1 protein-coding gene (only partly in view) is annotated in these 21,563 nt (G+C 74.9%); it reads right to left on the bottom strand.

Annotated elements, in window-relative coordinates:
- Positions 1-13 precede the first annotated feature (13 nt).
- A protein-coding gene (locus tag N7925_RS26150) for a lonely Cys domain-containing protein (RefSeq protein ID WP_274345333.1) crosses the window boundary here: on the bottom strand, positions 14-21,563 show its 3' portion. 14,330 nt of this gene lie beyond the right edge of the window; only the last 21,550 of its 35,880 coding nucleotides appear in the window; its start codon lies beyond the right edge, outside the window; it ends in the stop codon at positions 14-16.

Below are 21,563 nucleotides of genomic sequence, written 5' to 3'. Positions count from 1 at the left end.
TTCCTCGCTGCGATCAGGCACGGACGTCGTTCAGTATGCGGCGGATCCGGTCGGCCAGGCTGCCGGAGGGTGCCTGGTTCCGGTCCCGGAACCAGGCGTCCACCAGTAGCTCCAGCCGCTCGGGCGTCATCGAGGCGAAGCCTGACGCGGTGCCGGGCGCGAGCGCCGACAAGAGGCGCAGGGCGTCCTCCAGGACGATGTGGTGCTCCTGGGCCCACGCGGCCACCGCGGGGTCGGGGGGATCAGCCGGCCCGGACAACTCCTCGTCCCCGAAGGGATGCAGGGCGTGTTCGTCGGGGAACAGTCCGTCTACGGCCACGTGCTGCCTCAGTTCCGCCTCCGTCAAGGGCGCGATCCTCCAGTAACGGCCCCAGTTGTCGATGTAGTCGAGGTCGGCCGACTCCGGGGCGCCGGCGCGCCGCAGCCGGTCGAGGACCAGTTGGCTGCCCCGCATGATCTCGTCCATGCCGTGGTGCTCCGCCTGCAGCATCTCCGCCATGAGGGCGAGCCGGACCAGGCCGAGGTCGATGTCCAGGCCCCATTTCCGGCGCATCTCCACTGCCTGCGAAAGCAGTCGGTGGGCCGAACCGGAGGTGGCGGCCCGGACGAGGGCGCCCCTTTCCTCCCCTTCCGCCTGCGGGGCGCTGTCCATGGCGATGTCGTACCGGTGCATACCCGGGATCCACGGAATGCCGTCGTCCGGCATCAGAGCACGCTCGGCCTCGCTCAGGGGCGGCGAGAGGTCCTCGGCGCGTGTCCGCGTGCGCAGCTCACGCCCGGCCCGGTCCATCCGGTCCTGTTCCTCGGGGGTTCTGTCCGGGCGTCCCGACAGCTCCCGGTGGGCGGTGATCGTCTGTGACGGAGGCCGGGCGGACCGGTACTCCGCGGTGATCACGTCAGGGTTGGGGGCAGGGCTGCCGAGCAGTTCGGAGATGACTCCGCCCTGGCCGTCCGGGGCCTGCGAGCCGATCCAGAGCATGCCCATGCGCTCGCGCGCGTTGCCCGACTCCACGACGGCGAGGAGCTGGTCCCAGCCGGTGCCGACCGCGCCGTCGACGGAGGGGTCGTTCGAACCCAGCTCCTTCCAACGGCCCGCCGCGACAGCCCGGTCCCACAGCTCGCGGGTCATCACCGCGAGCTGGGCGTTGGCCGCTTCGTGGCCGCCGAGGTACCGGCCGAGGCGCTGTTCGAAACGCACGGCCTCGGTCATGTAGCGGACGCGGGCCATGACCCACGCCGGCGCCGGCCGGTCCGCGGCCCGTCGCAGCACGGACGCCGGAGCGAAGGACAGGGCGTCCACCAACCGGCTCAGCCGCGCCTCCTCATCGGTGGCGGTGTCCCCGGGTCCGTCCGGAAGCCCGGCCAGTGGGCGGTCCCCGTCGAGGACCAGGAGGGCGAGCGGTACGCCGTCGGTGCGCTCACCGTGGAACGTCACCTCGTCGTCGGGGCCCGCCACGGCCACCGTCACACCGAGGTGGCGTGCCGTCGCCGCTACGAGGGGGCCCACCGGCAGCGCGGTGTCGCCCGGTCCGTAGGAGGGGTCGGCGAGCAGCACCCGCAGGCGCTGCACCGGGCTCAGCGGCACCCGCGAGGCGGGGAGGCGGTCACCGAGAAGCATGGCCTCCGTACGCAGGGAGATACCGAGGGACGCGCCCGCCTTGTCGAGGAGGTCCAGCGGAAGGTCCCGGCCGCCGTCCAGCGGCGCGGGTTCCGCTTCGGCCACGTCGTCGTCGGTGACGGCGGCGGCCAGCCAGGCGCGGAGATCCTCCGCCGTGTCGACGCCCGCTTCCCGGAGTTGGTCGTCGGCCATGTGGCGGACGGCGAACAGCAAGGCGTCCACGGTCCGGTCGCCGTCGCCCGGAGACTCGTGCAGGGCGAAGACGGTGCCGTCGAGTTCGGCGGCGTACGGTCCCGTACGCCGGTAGCCGTCGCGGGGCACGGTCGCGTCGCCCTGCGGCGATTCCGACGCGTCGAGCTCTTCGGGGGCGGCGTCCCGCACCCGGCCCTGGACGTTGAACTGTCCGGGTGCGGGGTAGCGGTACGCGGTGCGTCCGGCCGCGGGCGTACCCGGCGTCGGGACGCGGGGGCCCGTCCAGCCCGCCGGATAGGCCGTGACCCACTCCGTGGGCTGCCCGTCGGCGTCCTCCAGCAGGTGCGGCAGCCCGTCTGACACCGCCACCCGGCCGGTGGGGAGGTGGACCGGCAGTCCCGCCCCGTTCGCGATGCGTATCGCCCGCGCCCGGGCCTCCGCCCGGTTCCGGGGCACGCCGCCGGGGCCGCAGGCGAGCACCGTCACACTGCCGGAGCCGCTTGTGCGGGCCGACCGCAGCAGCCGCCCGGCGTAGGAACCGTCGTCCGTCCGCCGGCCGCCGTTCTCGGTGACGAGCGCGAGCCCGTCGCCGCCGCCGTGCGACGCGAAGAAGAACGTCCCCCCTGTCGTCCCACCGCCGGGCAGCGCCCGGTGGGTGGGGGCGGGCCTGCCGTCGCCGTCGCGTTCCCACGACACGAAGCCCGTGGCGACGGCCAGTCGGCCGTACTCCTCCTGACGTTCCGCCCAGTCCGCGTCGTCGAACGACGCCACGCCGATCGTGCCGCCGTCCTGCCCGAGTACCGTCCGCAGCACCGGTGCGCGGTGGGACGACGCCTCCTCGGCGCCGGCCCGGGGCGCGATGCCGAACAGGTCGTCGGGCGTCCCGGGCCGGGTGCGCGGGCCGACCGTGCCGGGTGTCGTGCCGCGCGTGGTCGCCTCGGTGACGTGGACACTCTCGTACGGCTGCGTACGCGAGTCGCCGGGGACGATCGTCCGGGTGGTGACGTCGAAGGAGGCGCCCGGCGGGTACAGGACCTCGGTCTCCAACGGCAGCACCACGAACGGGCTGACCTCCCGCGCGGTCGAGTCCGACACGTGGACCAGTCCGTGGTGCGTGTCGCCGGGGGCTCCCTTGCTCCGGTGCATGAAGCCGAGCGCTTCGTCCCGCGCCAGCGCCGTGCTGCGGAAGAAGGGCACGGTGATGCGGTTCTGCCCGTACACCGGCCCGTCGGACGGTCGCGTGCCAAGCGCCCCGGGCATCCCGCGGTCGCCCCACCAGACGTCTCCGTGCAGCGGGGGCAGGATCTCCAGCGCCTCGACCACCATGTCGACGTGCGACGGAAGCTCGCCGAACACCGCGTCGGCCATCGCGTCCAGACGGCGCCTCAGGGCGGCCACCTCGGCGGTCTCCGCCCGGAGGTCGTCCACGTCCCACATTGCGTCGAACAGCGCGGCGAAACCCTTCTGCCGCCGCAGCGTCATCGGGAGGAGGTCGGCGGCTCCGACCTCCGCCATCCTGCTGGTCATCGTCCAGGCGTTGAGACGTACGAGGCGACGCCCCATGCCCGCGCCGAACCGCTCGCCGTTGAGGAACGCCTTCATCAGGCGGTAGTCGGCGCCGCTGTACAGGTGGATCGCCGTCAGGTGGGCGGGCGACAGCCGCCGCAGCGCGTCCCGGCCCGCGTCGCCGTAGCGGTCGAGCCAGGCGAGAAGCGCCCGGTTCCGGGCGGTGTCCGGGCGTGGGGTTCCGGCGAGCGCGGCGTCGACCAGGTGCGCGAGGTCGTCGGGGAGGTTCAGCCCACTGCGCGTGATGTCCCGGCCGAACGTCATCCGCTCGGCGTACAGCGCGAGGTGCGGCGGGACCGGCTTCCCTGCGGGCGGTGCCGTCCGTCCTTCCCGGTCCGGGCTGCCCGTCGTGAGCGAGCCGGCCGCCCAGGTGTGGAGTCCGGCGCCGTCGCGCAGCGCGAGGTCGCGCTCCGCGGCGGTTCCCCGGCCGACCCGGTGAGAGGCGCGCAGGATCTCGTGGAGCGACTGGAGGTCGGCCGGGATCGCCCAGGCGATGAGCGCGTCGCGCAGGACCAGGAGGCTGTCCGGTGTCGCACCGAGCGCGGCGTAGGTGTGCAGAAGCCGCAGTGCGGGGCCGTCCTCGCCGCCCACGCGGCGCATGCCACGGCTGTCGTGCACCTCGCGGTAGGAGTTGCCCGGCGTGTAGCGCCCCCGCCGGCCGGGCGGGCGGGCCAGAGCCTCGGCCGTCTCGCGGGGCAGGCCGTGGCCCGCGTGGGCCGCGTAGGTGAACGCGGTCATGAGCGCGGCGAGGGTGAGCGGCCCGGGCGGGGCGGTCAGCAGCCGCTCCAGCGCCGCGGCCGGGTCGCCCGGGGGTGCCTCCGGGGCGAAGAAGGCGCGCAGGGCAGCCTGCTCGCCGTGGCGCGCGGTGAGTTCGCCGGCCATGCGGGACACTGCGTCGCGCGCTGCCTCGGTGAGCCCTGCGGCGCGACCCGTGTGCGTGGCGAACGCGAGCTCGAAGGCCGTGCTGCGACGCTGCCACTCCCGGTCGCGGTACAGGGCGGCGAAGCGGGCCGTGCCGGGCGACCCGGCGGGACGCCAGGACCGTACGGCCCAGGCCGGGCCGGTGGCGGCTGCGGGCGCCGGTCCGGGGGCTACGGGCGCCGCCTCGGCGGGGTCGGGCCCCTGGGTGCGGTCCTGGCCCGCCGTGGACACCGGGGTGGCGTTGATGCGGACGGCGGACGGATAGGCGATGCCCTGCCGGCCGCTCTCCCCGTCGGGTTCCCGGGCACGGCGGGGCGGGCCGGCCGTGAAGTGGAACGTACCGGTTCCGGAATCGTGCCGGGCCGAGTGCTCCGGCCAGGCGGAGGGGCCGGCCTCGACCGCCCCGCCGGGCGTCCCCGTCACGGCCCCCTGGACCGGCCGCGGCTTCCAGATGGTCCTGGTCCACTGCCCCAGCTTCTTCTCCCGCAGGGCGGTGATGCGCAGCGGGTCGAACGGGTCGTCCTCGATCAGGTCCAGCGGTCCGGAGTAGCCGAAGGCGCTGCGGCCGGTGCGGTCGGTGAACGGCTGGGTCCGCCGCGCGTTGCCGTCCGTGAAGCCGCCCATCGGGAAGACGACGGGGACGTCGACGCCCGCGTCGGTCACCAGCGGCGCCAGGTCGAGCAGCGCCCACAGCTCCTCGTCGGGGACGGACAGCGGGGCGTGTCCGGGCAGGTGGATGACGATGCCGCCGTCGTCCGGCCGGGTCCCGGCCCAGATCACCAGGGACGCTCCGGACGGCTCCGTGGACCTCCACCGGGCCGGGTGGGGAAGGGTGAGGACGTCGTTGCCGGCCTTGACCCGCGCGTACCACTGGTCGCTCTCCACGCCGTTCGGGGCCGGGCGTCCGCTCCAGTTGTAGCCGACAGGCTCCGTCCCGTCGGTGAGGATCTGCCGGAAGGCACCGAGTTCGCGGAGGTGGTGGGCGGCGAGCTGGTGCGGGTCGGTGATGTCGATCCGGCGGGCGTGGGCCCGTACCGCCAGAAACGTCAGGTCCGCCGTCATCGCTTCGCTCCACACCTCCGTGTCCGCGAGGTGGAGGGCGCGGCGGCCCAGGCTCTCCTGCTGCGCCGGGTCCAGGCGGAACAGGACCAGGTCGACGCCGGCCAGCATCGCCCAGAAGGCGCGGGTGATGTCCTTGGGCCGCAGCGTGACGGGTTCGGGGAGGTCCACCGCGTCGCGGACGAGGTCCGCGCCCTGGCTGCCGGAGAGTTCGTCGACGGTGTACGTCAGGGGGGTGTCCGGCAGCATCCCGGAGAGCGTGCTGTCCGGCTGCCGGCCGATCAGCTGCCGGGCGGCGTCCAGGACGTCCCGGTAGGCGTCGCGGCCCGGGGTGTCACCGCCGACGCGCCGGGCGAGGAACGTCCACAGCTCCATCCGGAACGGGGTCAACCGCCGCACGCCGGGGTCGTTGGCGCGCAGAGTCTCCAGCGCGGCGATGCCCTTCAGCGCCCGCTCGTACCGGCCGCCCGGCACCCAGCGGTCGTCCTCCACGTCGTGGTCGAAGACCAGGCGCAGCGCGCGGACCAGCCGCAGCACGGTCGCCCGGACCTCCGGCGGCACGGTGTCCGGGTCACCGTGCAGGTCCGCGATGACGGCCAGGCGGTCCAGTTCGGCGTCGGTCGGCTCGGGGCGGACGCGCACCACGCGGCCGACCACGCCGCCGGGAGTGTCCTCCAGGACGTAGGAGTCGTCGTCCAGCGCCGCGACCAGGGTCGGCCCCTCGACCTCCCGCCGGCCGACGTTGGCCGTGTGCTGGATGAGGGAGAGCTCGTCCAGCGGGTCCTCCACCGGCCTTACCGGGCGGCCCTCCTGCTGCGGGTCGCGGTGGTTGCCCGCCGATGCCGCGTAGCAGACCTGGAGGCCGATGCGGTGGCCGGGCGGCAGCTCGCGGACCTCGCGCAGTCCGCCGATGTAGCGTCCGCCGTCGGGCGCGGCCAGCAGCACCGTCGAGCCGTCGCGCAGGACGATGGCCAGCGCGCCGGGGAAGCCGTGCCCGTAGTACGTGTAGACCGCGCGGTCCGGGGTGAACGGCTCGGTGCTGACGAGTTGGTCGCCCATGGTGGTGGCCGCGTAGTGGATCCGCTGCCGCCGGTGGAAGAGCCCCCGCAGCAGCCTCTCGCGCTGGTCCAGGTCGTCGCCGACCGACACTCTGCCGTGCCGCACGCGGCGGTCGAAGACCAGGGGCAGGGTGGCCACGTCGCTGTCGCGGAAGGTCCTGCCCTCGATCGAGGTCCACTGCCGGTCCTCGAAGGGCGCCGGCACCGCGGGCGGGTCGAAGGGCACCCAGTCGCCGTGCCAGCCGGCGGGGTCGTGGACGGTCATCGTCGGGATGCGGGCCTGGAGGGCGGAGTCGTGGCGGAGCCGCCCGTCGCCGCTGGGGGCCCACACCCGTCGGCCGAGCCGGCCGGCGACCGCGCGCACCGGTTCCAGGTACTGCGCGCCGGCGTACGGGATCGCCAGGACCACCGGCACGTGGGGCGGCAGGGCGGCCAGTTCCGGATCGGCGGCCAGCTTCTCCGCGAACGCCTCCGGGGTCAGGCCCTGGGCGTCCAGGGCACGGTCGCCGACCAGGTAGGCCTCGCTTCCCCAGGGTGCGGGCTCATCCGGTTCCCCGGTGGCCTGCCCGTCCACGGCCTCCCGCACCCGGTCGGTCCGAACCCGGTCGGTCCAAGCACCCGTCAGATCGCGTCCGAGCACCGTCCCCGCGTCGTCCCACAGCACGGTGGCCGGGTCCTGGAAGGGGTCCGTGTGCAGCGCGGCCGGGGACGGCGGCCCGAAGAAAGCCGGCTGGTCCTGGCCGGTGGCGGTGGCGGCGGTGAACTGGCGGGTGGCGGCGGTCCATCGGCCCGGGGCGTTGGTCGCCGGGTCCGGCAGGACGACGATGTCGAGCGGGGCCCCGGGGCTCGAGGCGCTGAGCGCCATCGGGGCGCTGTAGCCGTAGGCGGGGCGCCCGGTGCGCTGCGAGAAACGCTGGACCAGCTCGGGGCTCAGCGCCCCCGGCCCGGTGGTGAGGAACAGCACCGGACTGCCGAGGGGGACCGTTCGAAGCTCGGGCGCCAGGCCCAGCAGGGCCAGGAACTCGTTCTCCGGTACGCGGACGGGGGCGCGGCCGGGCAGATGGAGGACGGGCGTACCGGATGCGTCGACCTCGATGACGTTGAGCAGGGGCATGGGCTTGTCCGGGCCGGTCCACTCGGGCGCGAGCCGGTGGGAGGTGGTCCCGTCGGGCCGGTGCAAGGTGCCCCAGTCGATCCCGGCGGGGGCGGTGGCCCCGGACCAGTTGACGCCCTGGACGTTGGGTCCCTGCCGGAGCAGGGACGCCGGGCCGAAGGCGGCGCTCTCCGCCAGGTGGAACGCGGCGAGCAGGTCGTGGTCGGTGGCGTCCATGCCCTGGGCGATCGCCTTGGCCGACACCGCCCACACGGCTTGCTGCTGGTTCCGGCCCCAGGCGGCGGCGGGGTCGAGATGGAGGACCTTACGGCCCATGGATGCGCGGGCGGCGGGGTTCATCGGGCGGAAGAGCTGGGCGGCCCGGGCCGTGGCCCACAGGGTGGACGCGACGTGGCGCGGGGTGAAGGGAGCCTGGGGTGGCAGCGACTGGACGTGGCGGATCGCCTGCTCGCCCGCGTCCGCCAGTTGCGTCAGAGTGATCTGGAGCGTAGGCGACGGCACGGCGTCGGTGAGGCGGGCGTCGGGGTCGGCCGTGATGCGGGCGGCCGCGTGGTCGAGAAGGGCCTGGTATCCGGCAAGGTCCGGTTCCCGGCCGGTGTGCTCGCGGACGAAGAAGTCGAGCAGGTCGCTGCGGAACGGGGTGAAGGTGTTGAGGGCGGGGTCGTTGGCGCGGAGGCGTTCCAGCGCGCCGATGCTGCGCAGTGCGCGCTCGTAGCGCCCACCGGGGGTGGCGCGGTCGTCCTCGATGGCGTCGCCGAACACCGCCCGCAGGGCGCGCACCAGCCGGAGCGTCGCGTCCCGGGTCGCGGGCGGCACATCGCCCGTGGTCCGGTGCAGTTCGGCGACGCGCGCCAGCCGGTCCAGCTCGTCGTCCTGCGGTTCGGGGCGGCGCAGCACGCGGCGGCCGTGTCCGCCGTCGGCCGCGCCCATGATGAAGCGCCGGGTGTCGTCCATCCCGGTCATCCGGGTGGAGCCGTCGGTGTCGCGGCGGGTCAGGTTGGCGACGAGCTGGTCGAGCGGGGCGTCGCCCAGCGGGTCGTCGACGTGCGGGACCGGGGCGAACGACGGCTGCGGCCGGGTGGGGTCGCCGTCCGAGGAGCTCCAGCAGACCTCCAGGTGCATGCGGTGGCCCGGTGGCAGCTCGCGGACCTCGCGCAGGCCCGCGATGTACGCGGCCGCGTCGTGCTTGCCCAGCCAGACGGTCCGGCCGCCGCGGATCGGGAGCTGCATCCGGCCGGGTTCGCCGTGGCCGGCGTAGGTGTAGACGGCCGCGTCCATGGAGACCGGTTCGGAGGCCGTCTCCTGGGCGCGGGTGCCGGCGGGTGTCCAGTGGACGAGCCGTCGCATCCTGCGCAGGGCGCGGAAGTTGCGTTCGCGCCGCCGCAGCGCGTCCTGCCGGTGGACGGCGATCCGGCCGAACCGCTGGTGGTTCTCGTCGGCCAGCGGGCGCGTGACGACGTCGCTGTCGCGGAACACGGTGCCGTCCAGCGCCGTCCACGTCCGGTCCTCGTGCGGTCCGGTCGTCGGCGACGGGTCGATGGACACCCATGCCCCGACCGGCGCCTCGGGGTCGGGGTCCATCGTCACCAGGACGTGCGCGTCCCCGGTGCCGTCGGGGGCGATCCGGCCCACGCCGCTCGGCCCCCACACGGTGCGGCCCAGTCGGTCGGCCACCACCCGGAGCGTCTCCTGGTAGCGGTCCCCGGTGTACGGCACGGCGAGGACGACGGGCACGTCCTTCGGCAGTTTCGCCAGCTCCGGGTCGGCGGCGAGCGCGTCGGCGACCGCCTCCGGGCCCAGGACCCGGCCGTCCTTCGCCCGCACCCGGCCGTCCTCGCCGTCGGCGGTGACGACGTACGCGGTGTCCGGCCAGGGAGCGGAGCCGGTCGCGACGACCTTCGGAGCGGTGCCCGGCCGGTTCTCGATGGTCCGCAGCCTCCCCGGGAGGACACGGCTGACGTTCTTCGCGGTCCAGTTGCGGCCCTGCGCCGCGCCGGACGGTCCGGTCACCAGGGTGTCCGGTGCGAGCAGCGGATCGTTCGGCCCGGTGAACGCGCCGGTCGCCGGTGGCGGCGCGGCGGTGGTCGGCGCGGCGGCGGGCGCGGTATCGACGGGGGCGAAGAAGTCCGGGCCGGCGATGGCCGTCTCCCAGGCGCGCACACTGTGGTGCTGCGGGGTGATCGCCATCCCCGACAGCTCCAGGTCGACCCCGACCGATCCGGCGGCGGAGAGCAGCAAGAACTGCAGCGCCACCGGCAGCGGCGGTTCGGCCTGCCCGTTCGTGGTGAAGTACGCGCTGATCGCCGTGCGCAGGTCGCTCCAGCTGAGCGGGGTGCGGACGCCGTTGGCCGCGCGGGTCTGCTCCAGGGCCCGGAAGCCTCGCAGCAGCGCCTCGAACGCGGTCGCGTCGTTCTCCAGCAGGGGGCCGTAGACCAGCCGGACCGCCCGGACCCACCGGCGTACGTCGGGCGCCCGGCCCCGGTCGCCGGTGATCCGCTCGGCCCACCGGCCGAGTTCGGCGGTCGACGGCTCGGGGCGGAACCCGGCCCACCAGTCGCCCTCGGCCAGCTGCCAGCGCGGCCCGGCCAGCTGGTCGGCGGGCACGAGGAACGCCTCCGCTCCGCTGCCGGGGGCCCAGACCCAGCGGTCCAGGCCGTTGGCCAGTTGCTGGCCGGCCACCGGCATCTCCAGCGGGTCGACGGGCGGCGGGCCGGCCAGATCGGCCCCCGTCACCACGACCGGCCGTTCCGGGGCGAGCGCGGTGAGGTCCCCGTCCACGGCGTGGAGGAAGTCGACGACCCGGGCGTAGGCGAACGCCGCCTCGGTGCCGTCGGCCAGTGCGAGGAGCGCGCCTCCGGGGCCGCCGCGCAGCCCGAGCAGGTAGGCGTCCTCGAACGGCATGGCCTGGAGCGGGCTTTCGAGCGGCACCGGGCCCGGCCGCAGGTAGGTGAAGCCGGCCACCTGGGGCAACTGGCCGTAGTGCTGCCGCAGTCCGTCCTGCCAGGCGGCCAGCGGCAGGGAGGACGTGCCCACCGGGATGTCCTGTGCGTCGCGGTGCCGGATCACCATCACGCGGTCCAGGAGGACGCGGGCGCCGTCCATCGCGACCACTTCCGCGTACCACCGCATGACCGGCGGGGTCCGCTCCGGATCGGCGAGGACGGCCAGAGCACCGCGTGCCGCGTCGAAGAAGCCCCGGGCCTTCGCCTGCCCGCCCGGGGGGATGTTCGGCAGCAGCGCGTACGCCTCGGTCAGCGCGGCCCGCAGGGCCTGGTACGCGGGGTGGCCGTCGTGCAGGGGCCGGCCCAGCGCGTACTCGCCCAGCGCCAGGGAGATGTTCCGGCTGTCCCACTCGGTCAGCGGCCTGCGGGTTGCGCCGCCCACCTGGGGGATGCCGGCTCGCGCCGCCACCATCAGGAAGCCCGCGACACCCTGCACCACGGGGTTGTCCACGATCCGCCGGACGGACTCGCGCAGCACGTCCTCGGGGAGCGGCGCCCGGGACCGCAGGGCGCGCTCGTAGGCGGCGCGGCTGAGGGCGGACAGTTCGGTGACGGCGCGCTGGATCTCCTCGGGCGTCATGAACTGGCCGGTGTAGCCGAAGTGCCGCAGCTCCGCGAGGACCAGCGGGACGGCGAGCCGGCCGTCGTCGGTGTCCAGGACCGGGTAGTCGCCGTCGTCCATGCCGACGGCGTAGCGCTGGCTGACGGGCTCACCCTGGGACGTGCGGCCGGTGAGGACGGCGGTCCAGTGCTCGCGGGGCGTCGGCACCTCCGTGCCGGCGGTGTCGAAGAAGGCGGGGTCGGCGGGCAGGTGCGGCGTCAGCCGCTGCCGGAAGAAGCCCAGCAGTCGTCCCAGTTGCTCGGCGGCGTCGGCGGAGAGCTGGTCATGGTGCTCGTTCAGGAACGCCCGGGTGCGGGGGCGCAGCGCCCGCAGGATCCGGTCCAGGGCGTGGCGCGAGGCGGCGGGCAGGAGGTTCTTGATCAGCTCCGGGTCGGCGCCCGGCGGGCGGGCGTTGTCGAAGACGTCGCCGATCGGCGCGGCCACGACGTTCTGGAAGCCCAGCCATCCGTAGCCCCACACCTCGTCGACCTCGGGGATCGCCGCGAGGAACGGTGCGATGTGGCTCTCCACGGCGGGCGTGCCGAGGACGTGGTTCGCGTACGTCGCGGTGAGCGACTGGCCGAAGGTGCGGGCGCCGGAGATCGCGGCCTCGAACTTCGGGACGGTCAGCCGCTGGTGGGCGATGTCCTGGAGCTCCCGGAGGCCGACGGTGGGGTAGCCGAGGGTGAGCTGCCCGTAGGCCGTCCAGTCGAAGCCCTCGGGGGCGGGGTTGACCTTGGTCGTCAGGCCCGTCTCGGTGAACGTCCAGCCGCCGAGCGGGCCCAGCATCTCGGTGAGCGGGACGGCGACCTGGCGCTGGTCCGGCAGCCTTCCGGCGGCACGCGCCCGCTGGAGCTGGGCCATGCCCTCTTCCTGGGACTGCCGGCGCTCCCCGGGGAGGACGGCCATGGGGTCGAGGACGAACTCGCCGATGGCGAAGTTCCTGCGGACCGGGCGCGGCTGCCCCGGTGGCACCTGCGGCTCGTTGACGTGGAGAAGGCCGTCGGCCGTCATCCAGAAGCCGCGGCTGTCGGTGACGAGCGTGATGCCGGGGCCGTGGGCCAGGACGAGCGTCGAGGTGAGGCGGCCGGGCAGGTCGAGGAAGAGGTCGCGACGCTCCTCGACCTCCAGTCCGATGGCGCCGTAGCCCGGTTCGACCGGCGCGTCCAGCTCGGCGTGGACCGTGGAGGAGGACGGGGCGAACTCGGGGAGCGCGTGCTCCAGGGCCTGTCCACCGGTGCCGACGACCACGGCACGGGCGTCGGACGCCGCGACCGCGGGCGGGAGCGAGGACACCTGCCGGCCGTGGCCGGCCGAGAGGTCCACCCACACCACACCGCCGCGGCCGCCCAGGTGGTAGGCCGCCCAGGCGTGCCCGGGGGCCGTTCCCTGGCGGTGCGCCAGGACGAGGGCGACGGCTCCCGGGCCCTGGGCGGTGACCGCTCCGGCCACCGCGTCCCACGAGCGGACCCGGCGCCACCCGGGGCCCATCACCAGGGACGACTCCGTCGCGGGTACGCCGACCGCCGTGTCGTCCACCGTCCGCGCCGGGCGCACGCCCTGCGGGAACAGTTCGGCGCGCAGCGCCCCCAGCAGCGCCAGGCACCGTTCGGCCGTCAGGCCGTGCACCGGTTCCCGGCCCGTCACCCGGCGTACCAGCACGGTCAGTCCGGCGCGGTCGAGCGGCGGCCGCACGGTGACCTCGGCCCCGGTCAGGCTGCGCGGCACGGTGAGTGCGGCCGTGGACGGGGGCGCGGTGGACAGTTCCGTGTCCGGTACGGGGGTGAGTCTCGCGGTCGGCTTCGGGGAGGAGAACAGGGCGTCGCCGTACGGGGCGGGCACGAGGACGCTGGAGTTCAGGCCCTTCAGCCACGCCTTGCGCCAGACGCCCTGCTGTCCGCTCGCGGTCTCGGGCCGTCCGATCAGCCTCAGCGGGGCGGCCGTGGCACCGGGCGGCGGGGTGGTGGGGGCCACTGTCAACGCGCCGCTGTACGCCCAGCCGTTGCGGGCGGTGCGGTTGGAGAACGCCTCGGAGAGTGCGGCGGGGCGTCCTGCGCCGCTGCCCGCGCCGGAGAGCACGAACAGGACGGGCACCCCGAGCGCGATGGTGCGCAGCGGCGGGGCCAGGTCGAGGAGGGCCAGGAACTCGCGGTCGGCGACCCGGAGGGGTCGCGTACCGGGCAGGTGGAGGACCACGAAGCCGTCGGCGTCGGTGTCGGTCCACGCCACCATGACGTCCCCGGGTTCGCCTGCGGCGGTCCACGGCGCGCGGAAGTGCTGGAGCGAGGTGCCGTCGCCCTCGGTGTCCTGCCGGCCGACGGCCCTCAGGTCGATGCCACCGGGCGCCGGGTTGCCGCTCCAGTTGAAGCCCTGGAAGCCTTCCCCGGCCCGGAGGTGGTGGGCGGGACCGAACGCGCCCTTGGAGGCGAGGTGGAAGGCGGCCAGCGCGAAGAAGTCCGCCGGGTCGACTCCGGCCGCGATGGCCTGGGCCGTCAGCATGTACAGGTGCTGCTTCCGCGCCGGGGCCCACTCCTCGTCGGGGAACACATGCAGGACCCGGCGGCCCAGCTTCTCCGTGAACGCGTCGTCCCGGCCGGCCATCTGCTGGGCGGCGCCCGCCATCGCCCAGAAGGCCTGCGTCACGGCGCGCTTGGTGACCGGTACGTTCTCGGGCTGTCGCAGCACGTTCCGTACGAGCGGAGCGCCGAACTGGGTGACCTGCCGTGTCGCGTGCTGGATCGCCGGGTCGCCGATGGCTTCGCCGAGAGCGGCCTCCGGCTTCTGCGCCAGCAGGCCGACGGCCAGGTCCAGGACCTTCCGGTAGTCGTCGGGGCCCGGGGTCTTTCCCCCCACCCGCTGGGCGATGAAGGTCCACAGCTCCATGCGGAAGGGGGTGAACCGGTTCAGCGCCTCGTCGTTGGCGCGCAGGGTCTCGATGGCGCCGATGCCCCGGAGAAGCCGCGCGTGCAGGGCCTCGTCCTGCTCGGCCTCGGGGCCGAAGACGATGCGCAGGGCCCGCACCAGCCGGAGGGTGGTCGCGCGCACCTCCGGCGACGCCTCCCCGTCCTCGGTGTGCAGGGCCCCGGTGCGGGCCATCTCGTCCAGCTCGTGCGGCAGTGGCTCGGGGACGACCCACCTGCGGCGTCCGGCGACGCCGCCGGGGGCGTCGTGCAGGATGTGGGCGTCGGTGTGGAAGCCGCTGCTCATCAGCGACCCCTCGGTGCGGCGGCGGCTCACGTTCGCCGTGTGCTGGGCGAGCGAGACCTCTTCCAGCGGGTCCTGGACGGCGGGCGCGGGGCGGTTGTCCAGCTGCGGCAGGGCCGGGTTCCCCGCCGAATCGCTCCACCAGACCTCCAGCTTCATCCGGTGGCCCTCGGGCAGCTCGGTGACCTCGGGCAGTCCGCCGATGTACTGGCCGCCGTCCGCCGAGCCCAGCCACACCGTCCGGCCGTCGCGCAGGGCGAGTTGCAGGCCGCCGGGCAGCCCGTGGGCGACGTACACGTATGACGCCGGGTCGGGGGTGCGGGGCTCCTCGCTGATCAGCGCGGTCCGGCTGCCGGACGCCATCAGGTGGACCAGCTTCCTGGCGCGCTGGTAGGACCGCATCAGGTCCTCGCGGCCCCGGGCGTCATCGCCGTGCGACATCCGGCCGAACCGTTCGTTCCGGTCGGAGACCAGGGGCCGGGTGAGGACGTCGCCGTCGCGGAAGACGGTGCCGTCGAGCGCCGTCCAGACGCGGTCCGGGAGCGGGGCGGCCGCCTTCGTGGGCCGGAACGGCACCCAGGAGCCGAGCGGCTCGTCCGGGCCGTGGTCGATGAGCGCCGGGACGTGCTCGCGCTTCTTGTTGCGCACCAGGCGGCCGTCGCCGCTGGGGGCCCACACGGGGCGCTCCAGCAGGTTGGCGACCGCCCGCAGGTAGGCCAGGTACCGCTCGTCGGCCAGGTGCGGGACGACCAGGACGACGGGGACGTCCTGGGGCAGCTTCGCCAGCTCGGGGTCGGCCGCGAGTTCGGCCGCGAGCTTCTCCGCGTCCAGCGTGCGCCCGTCGGGGAACCGCACCCCGTCCGTGCCGCTCTCGCCCCACACGACGTACGCCGAGTCGCCCCACGGTGCGGCCTGGTCCGCGCCGGCCTTCTCCTTGGGCGGGGTGCCCTGCTCCTCCTCGTACACCCGGACGCGTCCGATGCGCAGCCGGCGCACCTTCTCCTGCGTCAGGTTGCGGCCGCGCGGGGCGCCCGAGGCGTTGGTCATCAGCGTCGCGGGCGACAGGAGCGAGCCGGACGGGGGCTGCACCCGGTCGCCGACGCTCAGGGAGCCGATGTCCGGCAGTGCGCCGGCCTTCCGGTCCGACGGGCTGAAGACGATCAGGTCGCCCGTGCCGGAGGCGGCCGCGGGGGCGTCGGTCTGCCGGGCGGCGCGGGTCCAGGTGCCCGGGGCCTTGGTGGCCGGGTCGGTCAGCGCGAGGATGCCGAGCGCGGTGGCGGGGTCGCCGGAGGAGAGCATCATCGGCGCGCTGTACCGGTACGCGGGGCGTCCGGTGCGCTCGGAGAACCGCCGCACCAGCTGGGCGTTCAGAGTTCCCGGGCCGGTGGTCAGGAACAGGACGGGGTGCTTCAGGGGGAGGGCCCGCAGGCCGGGGTCCCTCCCCAGCAGGGCGAGGAACTCGTTCTCGGAGACGGGGAGGGGCGGGCGGCCCGGCAGGTGCAGCACGATCCGTCCGGCCCCGTCGACCTCCACGACGTTCAGCACCGGCATCGGCTTGTGCGGGCCGGTCCAGGCGGGCTGCACCGAGCCGATGGCGCTGCCCTTGGGCCCGAACGTCATCTGCCGCACGCTGCCCCAGTCGACCCCGGCGGGCATGGCGGTGCCGGACCAGTTGATCCCCTGGTCGTTCGCTCCCTGCCGGAGCACCGCGGGCGGGGCGAACGCGCCGCTCTCCGCGAGGTGGTAGGCGGCCATGACGTCCTGGTCGCCGGCGTCCACGCCCTCGGCGATCGCCTTGGTGAGCAGCGCCCACAGCGGCTCCTGCCGCGACCGGTCCCAGGCGGTGGCGGCGTCGAGGTGAAGGATCCTGCGGCCCATGGCCTCCCGGGCGGTCGGCGTCATCGGGCGCAGCAGCCGGGCGGCACGGGTCGTGGCCCACAGCGTCGAGGCGACCAGCCGGGGGGTGAACGGCGCCGGGGCCGGCAGCGACTGCACGTGGCGGACCATCTGCTCGCCCTTGTCCGCCAGTTGCCTGAGGGCGATCTCCAGCGACGGCGCGGGCACCGCGTCGGTGAGCCTGGCGTTCTCGTCGGCGTCGATGCGTTCCGTGGCGAAGTCGAGCAGCTCCACGTAACCCCGCTTGTCGGGGGCCCGGCCGGTGTGCTCCTGGACGAAGAAGTCCAGCATGTCCAGCCGGAACGGGGTGAGGTGGGAGATCGTCCCGTCGTTGGCCCGCATCCGCTCCAGCGCGACGACGCCCTTCATGACGCGCTCGAACCGGCCGTCCGGCCCGCCCCGGTGGTCCTCGAACGTGGTGCCGAAGACCGTGCGCACCGCCCGGACCAGCCGCAGCATCGTCTGCCGCGTCTCCGGGGAGACCGTGTCCGCACCGCGGTGCAGTCCGAAGTCCCGGGCCAGGGCGTCCAGCGCGGGTCCCAGCGGCTCGGGGCGGCGCAGGACCCTGCCGCCCCGCTGACCGGTCGCCGAGGCCAGGGCGATGCGGTGGGTGTCGTTGAAGCCGGTCTGGCGGAGGGAGCCGTCCGTCTCCCGGCGGGTGACGTTGGCCACCAGTTGGTCGAGCGGCACGTCGTCGAGGGGGTCGTCCACGTGGGGCGTCTCACCCAGGGAGGGGTACTGGCGGTGCGGGTCGCCGTCCGAGGAGCTCCAGCACACCTCCAGGTGCATGCGGTGGCCCGGCGGCAGCTTGCGCACCTCGGGCAGGCCCGCGATGTACGCCGCCGCTTCCTCCTTCTTCAGCCACACCGTCCGGCCGCCGCGCAGCGGAAGGTGCATCCGGCCCGGTGCGCCGTGCCCGGCGTAGACGTGAACGGCGGCGTCCGTCGTGACCGGCTCCGAGCCGACCGGCGCGTTCTCGGTGCCCGCGTCGGTGCCCTCGGGCAGCCGGTGGGAGAGCTCGCGCAGTTGGCGGAACCGGCGGAGCCGCTGCGCCCGCCGCCGCAGCCCGTCCTTCTGCTCGACGGCCAGCCGCCCGAAGTGCCGGTGGTCCTCGTCGGTCAGCGGCACGGTGAGGACGTCGCTGTCGCGGAACACGGTCCCGTCCAGCGCCGTCCACGTGCGGTCGAGGTAGGCCCCGATCGCGGTCGAGGGCTCGACCGACACCCAGTCACCGACCGGCGCGTCGGCGTCGCGGTCCAGCAGCGCGAGAACGTGGTCGCCCGATCCGTCGGGGACGGCACGGCCCGTCCCGCTCGGCCCCCAGGCGGTGCGGTCCAGCCGGTCGGCCACGGCTTGCAGCGTCTGCTGGTAGCGGTCCCCGGTGTACGGGACGGCGAGGACGACGGGCACGTCCTTGGGGAGCTTCGCCAGCTCCGGGTCGGCGGCCAGCGCGTCGGCGACCGCCTCCGGGCCCAGCTCCCGGCCGTCCGGCAGCAGTACGCGGCCGTTCTCGCCGTCGGCGATCACCACGTACGCGGTGTCCGGCCACGGCGCCCGGCCGGTCGAGACGACCTTGGCCGCGCTGTCCGGCCGCTTCTCGATGGTCCGCAGCGTTCCCGGGAGGACGCGGTCGACTTCCGCCCGGGTCCAGTTACGGCCCTGGGTGGTGCCGGACGGCCCCTTGATCCTGGTCTTCGGGTCGAGCACGGGGTCGCCGGGGCCGGCGAAGGCGTCCGACGCCGCGGCGGGGACGGATGAGGGCGCGGGTGCGATCGGTGTGACCGGCTGGGCGGCGGGCGCCGGGGCGAAGAGGGACATCTCCTCGTCCTGGTCGGTGACATCCTCGACGACGCCCGAGGCGGGTGCGTTCCAGGCGCGCACGCTGTGGTGGAGCGGAGTGATCGCCGCCCCCGCGAGCTCCAGGTCGACCCCGGCCGATCCGGCGGCGGAGAGCAGCAGGAACTGCAGCGCCACCGGCAAAGGCGGTTCGGCCTGCCCGTTCGCGGTGAAGTACGCGCTGATCGCGGTACGGAGGCCGCTCCAGGTGAGCGGTGTCGTGAAGCCGTTGGCCGCGCGGGTGTGCTCCAGCGCCCGGAAGCCGTGGAGCAGTGTGGCGAGGGCGCTGTCCTGATCGTCGACGGTGGGGCCGTAGACCAGCCGGATCGCCCGGACCCACCGCAGGACGTCCGGCGCCCGGCCGCGGTCGCCGGTGATCCGCTCGGCCCACCGGGCCAGTTCGGGGGTGGTGGGCTCGGGGCGGAACCCGGCCCACCAGTCGCTCTCGGCCAGCTGCCAGCGCGGTCCGGTCGGTCCGTCGCCCGGGGCGAGGACGGGTTCGATGCCGCTGCCGGTGGTCCAGATCCAGTGGCCCAGGCCGTTGGCCAGGATCTGGCCGGCCACCGGCGTCTCCAGCGGGTCCGCGGAGGGCGGGCCCGCCAGATCGGCCCCCGCCACCACGACGGGGCGGCCGGGGACGAGCGCTGTCAGATGTCCGTCGAACGCGAACAGGAAGTCCACGATCCGCGCGTAGTCGACGACGGCGTCGGTGCCGTCGGACAGGGCCAGCGCGGCGGTCTCGGGTCCGCCGCGCAGTCCGACCAGGTAGGCGTCGTGGAACGGCAGGTTCTGGACCGGGCTCTCCAGGGTCACCGGGCCGGGGCGCACGTAGGTGAAGCCGACCACCTCGCGCAGCAGCCCGTACGTCTGCCGGCGGGCGTCCTGCCAGTCCTGGTCGGGGCGGGAGGAGGTGCCCAGCGGGGTGCCGTCGGCGGCGCGGTGCCTGACCGCGAGGACCCGGTCCAGGAGGACGCGGGAGCCGTCGGCCGCGATCAGTTCGGACGCCCACACCATCGGCGGCGGGGTCCGCTCCGGGTCTGCCAGGACTTCCAGGGCGCCCCGCGCGGCGGTGACCATGGCCTGGAGCCGGGGCCGGTGCCCCGGGGGGAGCGTCTCGACGGCGTCGGCCGCCTCCTGGACCGCCGTGCGCAGGGCCCGGTGCAGGGGGTGGTCGGCGGGCAGCGGGGTGCCGAGCGCGTACTCGCCCAGGGCACGGGAGATCTGCTGGCTCTCACCCACCGACATCAGGCGGCGGGTGGGGCCCGACGGCTGGGGCAGGCCGGCCATGAGGACCATCTGGACGAAGTGGGCGAGGCCCCGCACGGCCTCGTTGTCCAGGATGCGGTTCAGGGACTCGGTCAGGACGTCGTCGGGCAGCGGTGCCCGCTGCGCGAGGGCCCGGCGGTAGGCCTCGCGGCTCAGCTCCGCCAGCTCGGCCACGGCCCGCCGGATCTCCTCCGGCGTCATCAACTGCTCACCTGCGTAAGCGAAGTGACGCAGTTCCGTGAGGACCAGCGGGATGTCGAGGCGGCCGTCGTCGGTGTCCAGGGCCGGATACCGGTGGTCGTCCATGTCGACCGTCTGCTTCTGCGTGACGACCTCGCCCTCGGAGGTGCGCCCGGTCAGCACGGAGGTCGTGTGCTCGCGCGCGGAGGGGACGTCGCCGATCGTGGCGTCGAAGTAGCCCGGGAAGAGGGGCTTGTCCGGGGTGATGGTCCGGCGGTAGAGCTCCAGCAGCCGTCCGAGCGTGGCGGCGAGGCCCGCGCTGATGCCGTCGTGGTGCAGGTCCAGGAAGTTCCTGGCCCGGGGGCGCAGCGCCCGCAGGACCCGGTCGAGGGCCGGGCGCGACGCCACCGCCAGGCCGTTCTTCACCATGAACGCGGCGGGACCCTGGTTGAGGATGACACCGGTCGGCCGGGCGACGGTGTGGGCGTAGGCGAACCGGAGGTAGCCCCACAGGTCGTCGACGTCGGGGACCGGTGCGAGGAAGGGGACGACCACGTCGGGCACGTCGGTCCGCCCGGTGACGGCGCGGACGAACTCCGCGGTGGCCTTCATCGCGAACTCCCGGCCCGATGCCTCCACGGCCCCGATCGCGCCCTTCGGCAGCCGGTCCACCGCCCGGTCCTGGAGCAGGCTCAGCCCCAGGGCGGGGAAGCCGGTGGTGGGCTGCACGTAGGCGCGGTTCGTCCGGACCGGGGTCTGGCCGACCAGGGCCCTGCCGCCCAGGTCGGTGACCGTCCAACCGTCCTCGGCCGGCAGGAGGTCGGCGAGGGCCACCTGGGGGGCGGCGCCCGGCTCGTCGCGGCCGTCCAGGGCCCGCTCCACCCGCGCGAGCCGCTCCAGCGTCTCCTCGGCGGACTGCCGCCGCTCTCCCGGGAGCACCGCCATCGGCTCGACGACGATCTCGCCGATGAGGTAGCCGAACTGCTGGGGCTTCGGGTCGCCCGGCGCCACGGGCGGAAAGGTCAGGTGCAGGCGGCCGTCGGCCGTCCGCGTGACGCTCCCGTGGTCCGTGACGATCGTGAAGCCGGGGGCGGTGGCCAGGGTCTGCTTGGCCGGGACGTCGCCGAGGCCGCTGATCACGAAGACCAGCCGCCGTTCGATCTCCAGGCCGATGGCTCCGTAGGCGCGGGCGGTCGCCGCGTCCAGCAGGGCGTGCGGGGTGGACGACGACGCGGCGAAGGCGGGCAGGGCGCTCTCGACGGCCCGGCCCGCCGGGCCGACGACCATGGCCCGCGCCTCGGACGCCGCGACCGGGGGCGGCGCGGAGGAAAGCTGCCGGCCGTCCCGGGCCGAGAGGTCCACCCACATCACACCGTCGAATCCGCCCAGGTGGTAGGCGGCCCACGCGTGGCCCAACGCATCGCCCTGACGGCGTGCCAGGACGAACGCCGCCGCGCCCGGCCCCTGGTCGGCGACGGACCGGGCCACCGCCTCCCAGGAGCCCACGGGGCTCCAGCCCGGCCCCGTGACCAGGGCGGAGGCCGGTGTCGCGGTGCCGAGCGCGGCGTCGTCGACCGTGCCGGCCGGGCGCACGCCACCCGGATACAGGGCGTCGCGGAGCGCGCCCAGCAACACCAGGCACCGCCGCACGGTGAGGCCTCCCCGGCGCGGTGCGGGGCCCGCGATCCGCCGGGCCGTCGCCGTCAGCCGGGGGCGGCTGAGCGGGGCGGAGCGCGGTGGGGCGGGCGGCGCGGGGACAGGCGCGTGGGGTTGTGGTTCGTACGCCCCGTCGTTCTCGTCCCACAGGGCGCGGAAGGCCGCCCAGGTGTCCTCCTGGGCCCGGGGGTTGGCGCCCCAGGGGTGTACGGCCTTCGGATCGGGTCCGTAGAGCTCGCGGAGCAGTGGCAGCAGCTTCGGCTCGTTGCGCCGGACCCACTTCGCTCCGTTGTTGCGGGGGTGGCCGGTGTAGGGGTCGGTGCCGGTGTTCGTGCCGAGGTAGGCGTTGGTGAGCTGGGCGAAGTACTCGAACTCGTTCCGGGCCGAGTAGTTG

This window comes from Streptomyces sp. CA-278952, from assembly GCF_028747205.1.
GTDB lineage: Bacteria > Actinomycetota > Actinomycetes > Streptomycetales > Streptomycetaceae > Streptomyces.
The sequence above is the reverse complement of the archived record's forward strand: the minus strand, read 5'-3'. Positions and strand labels throughout refer to the sequence as shown.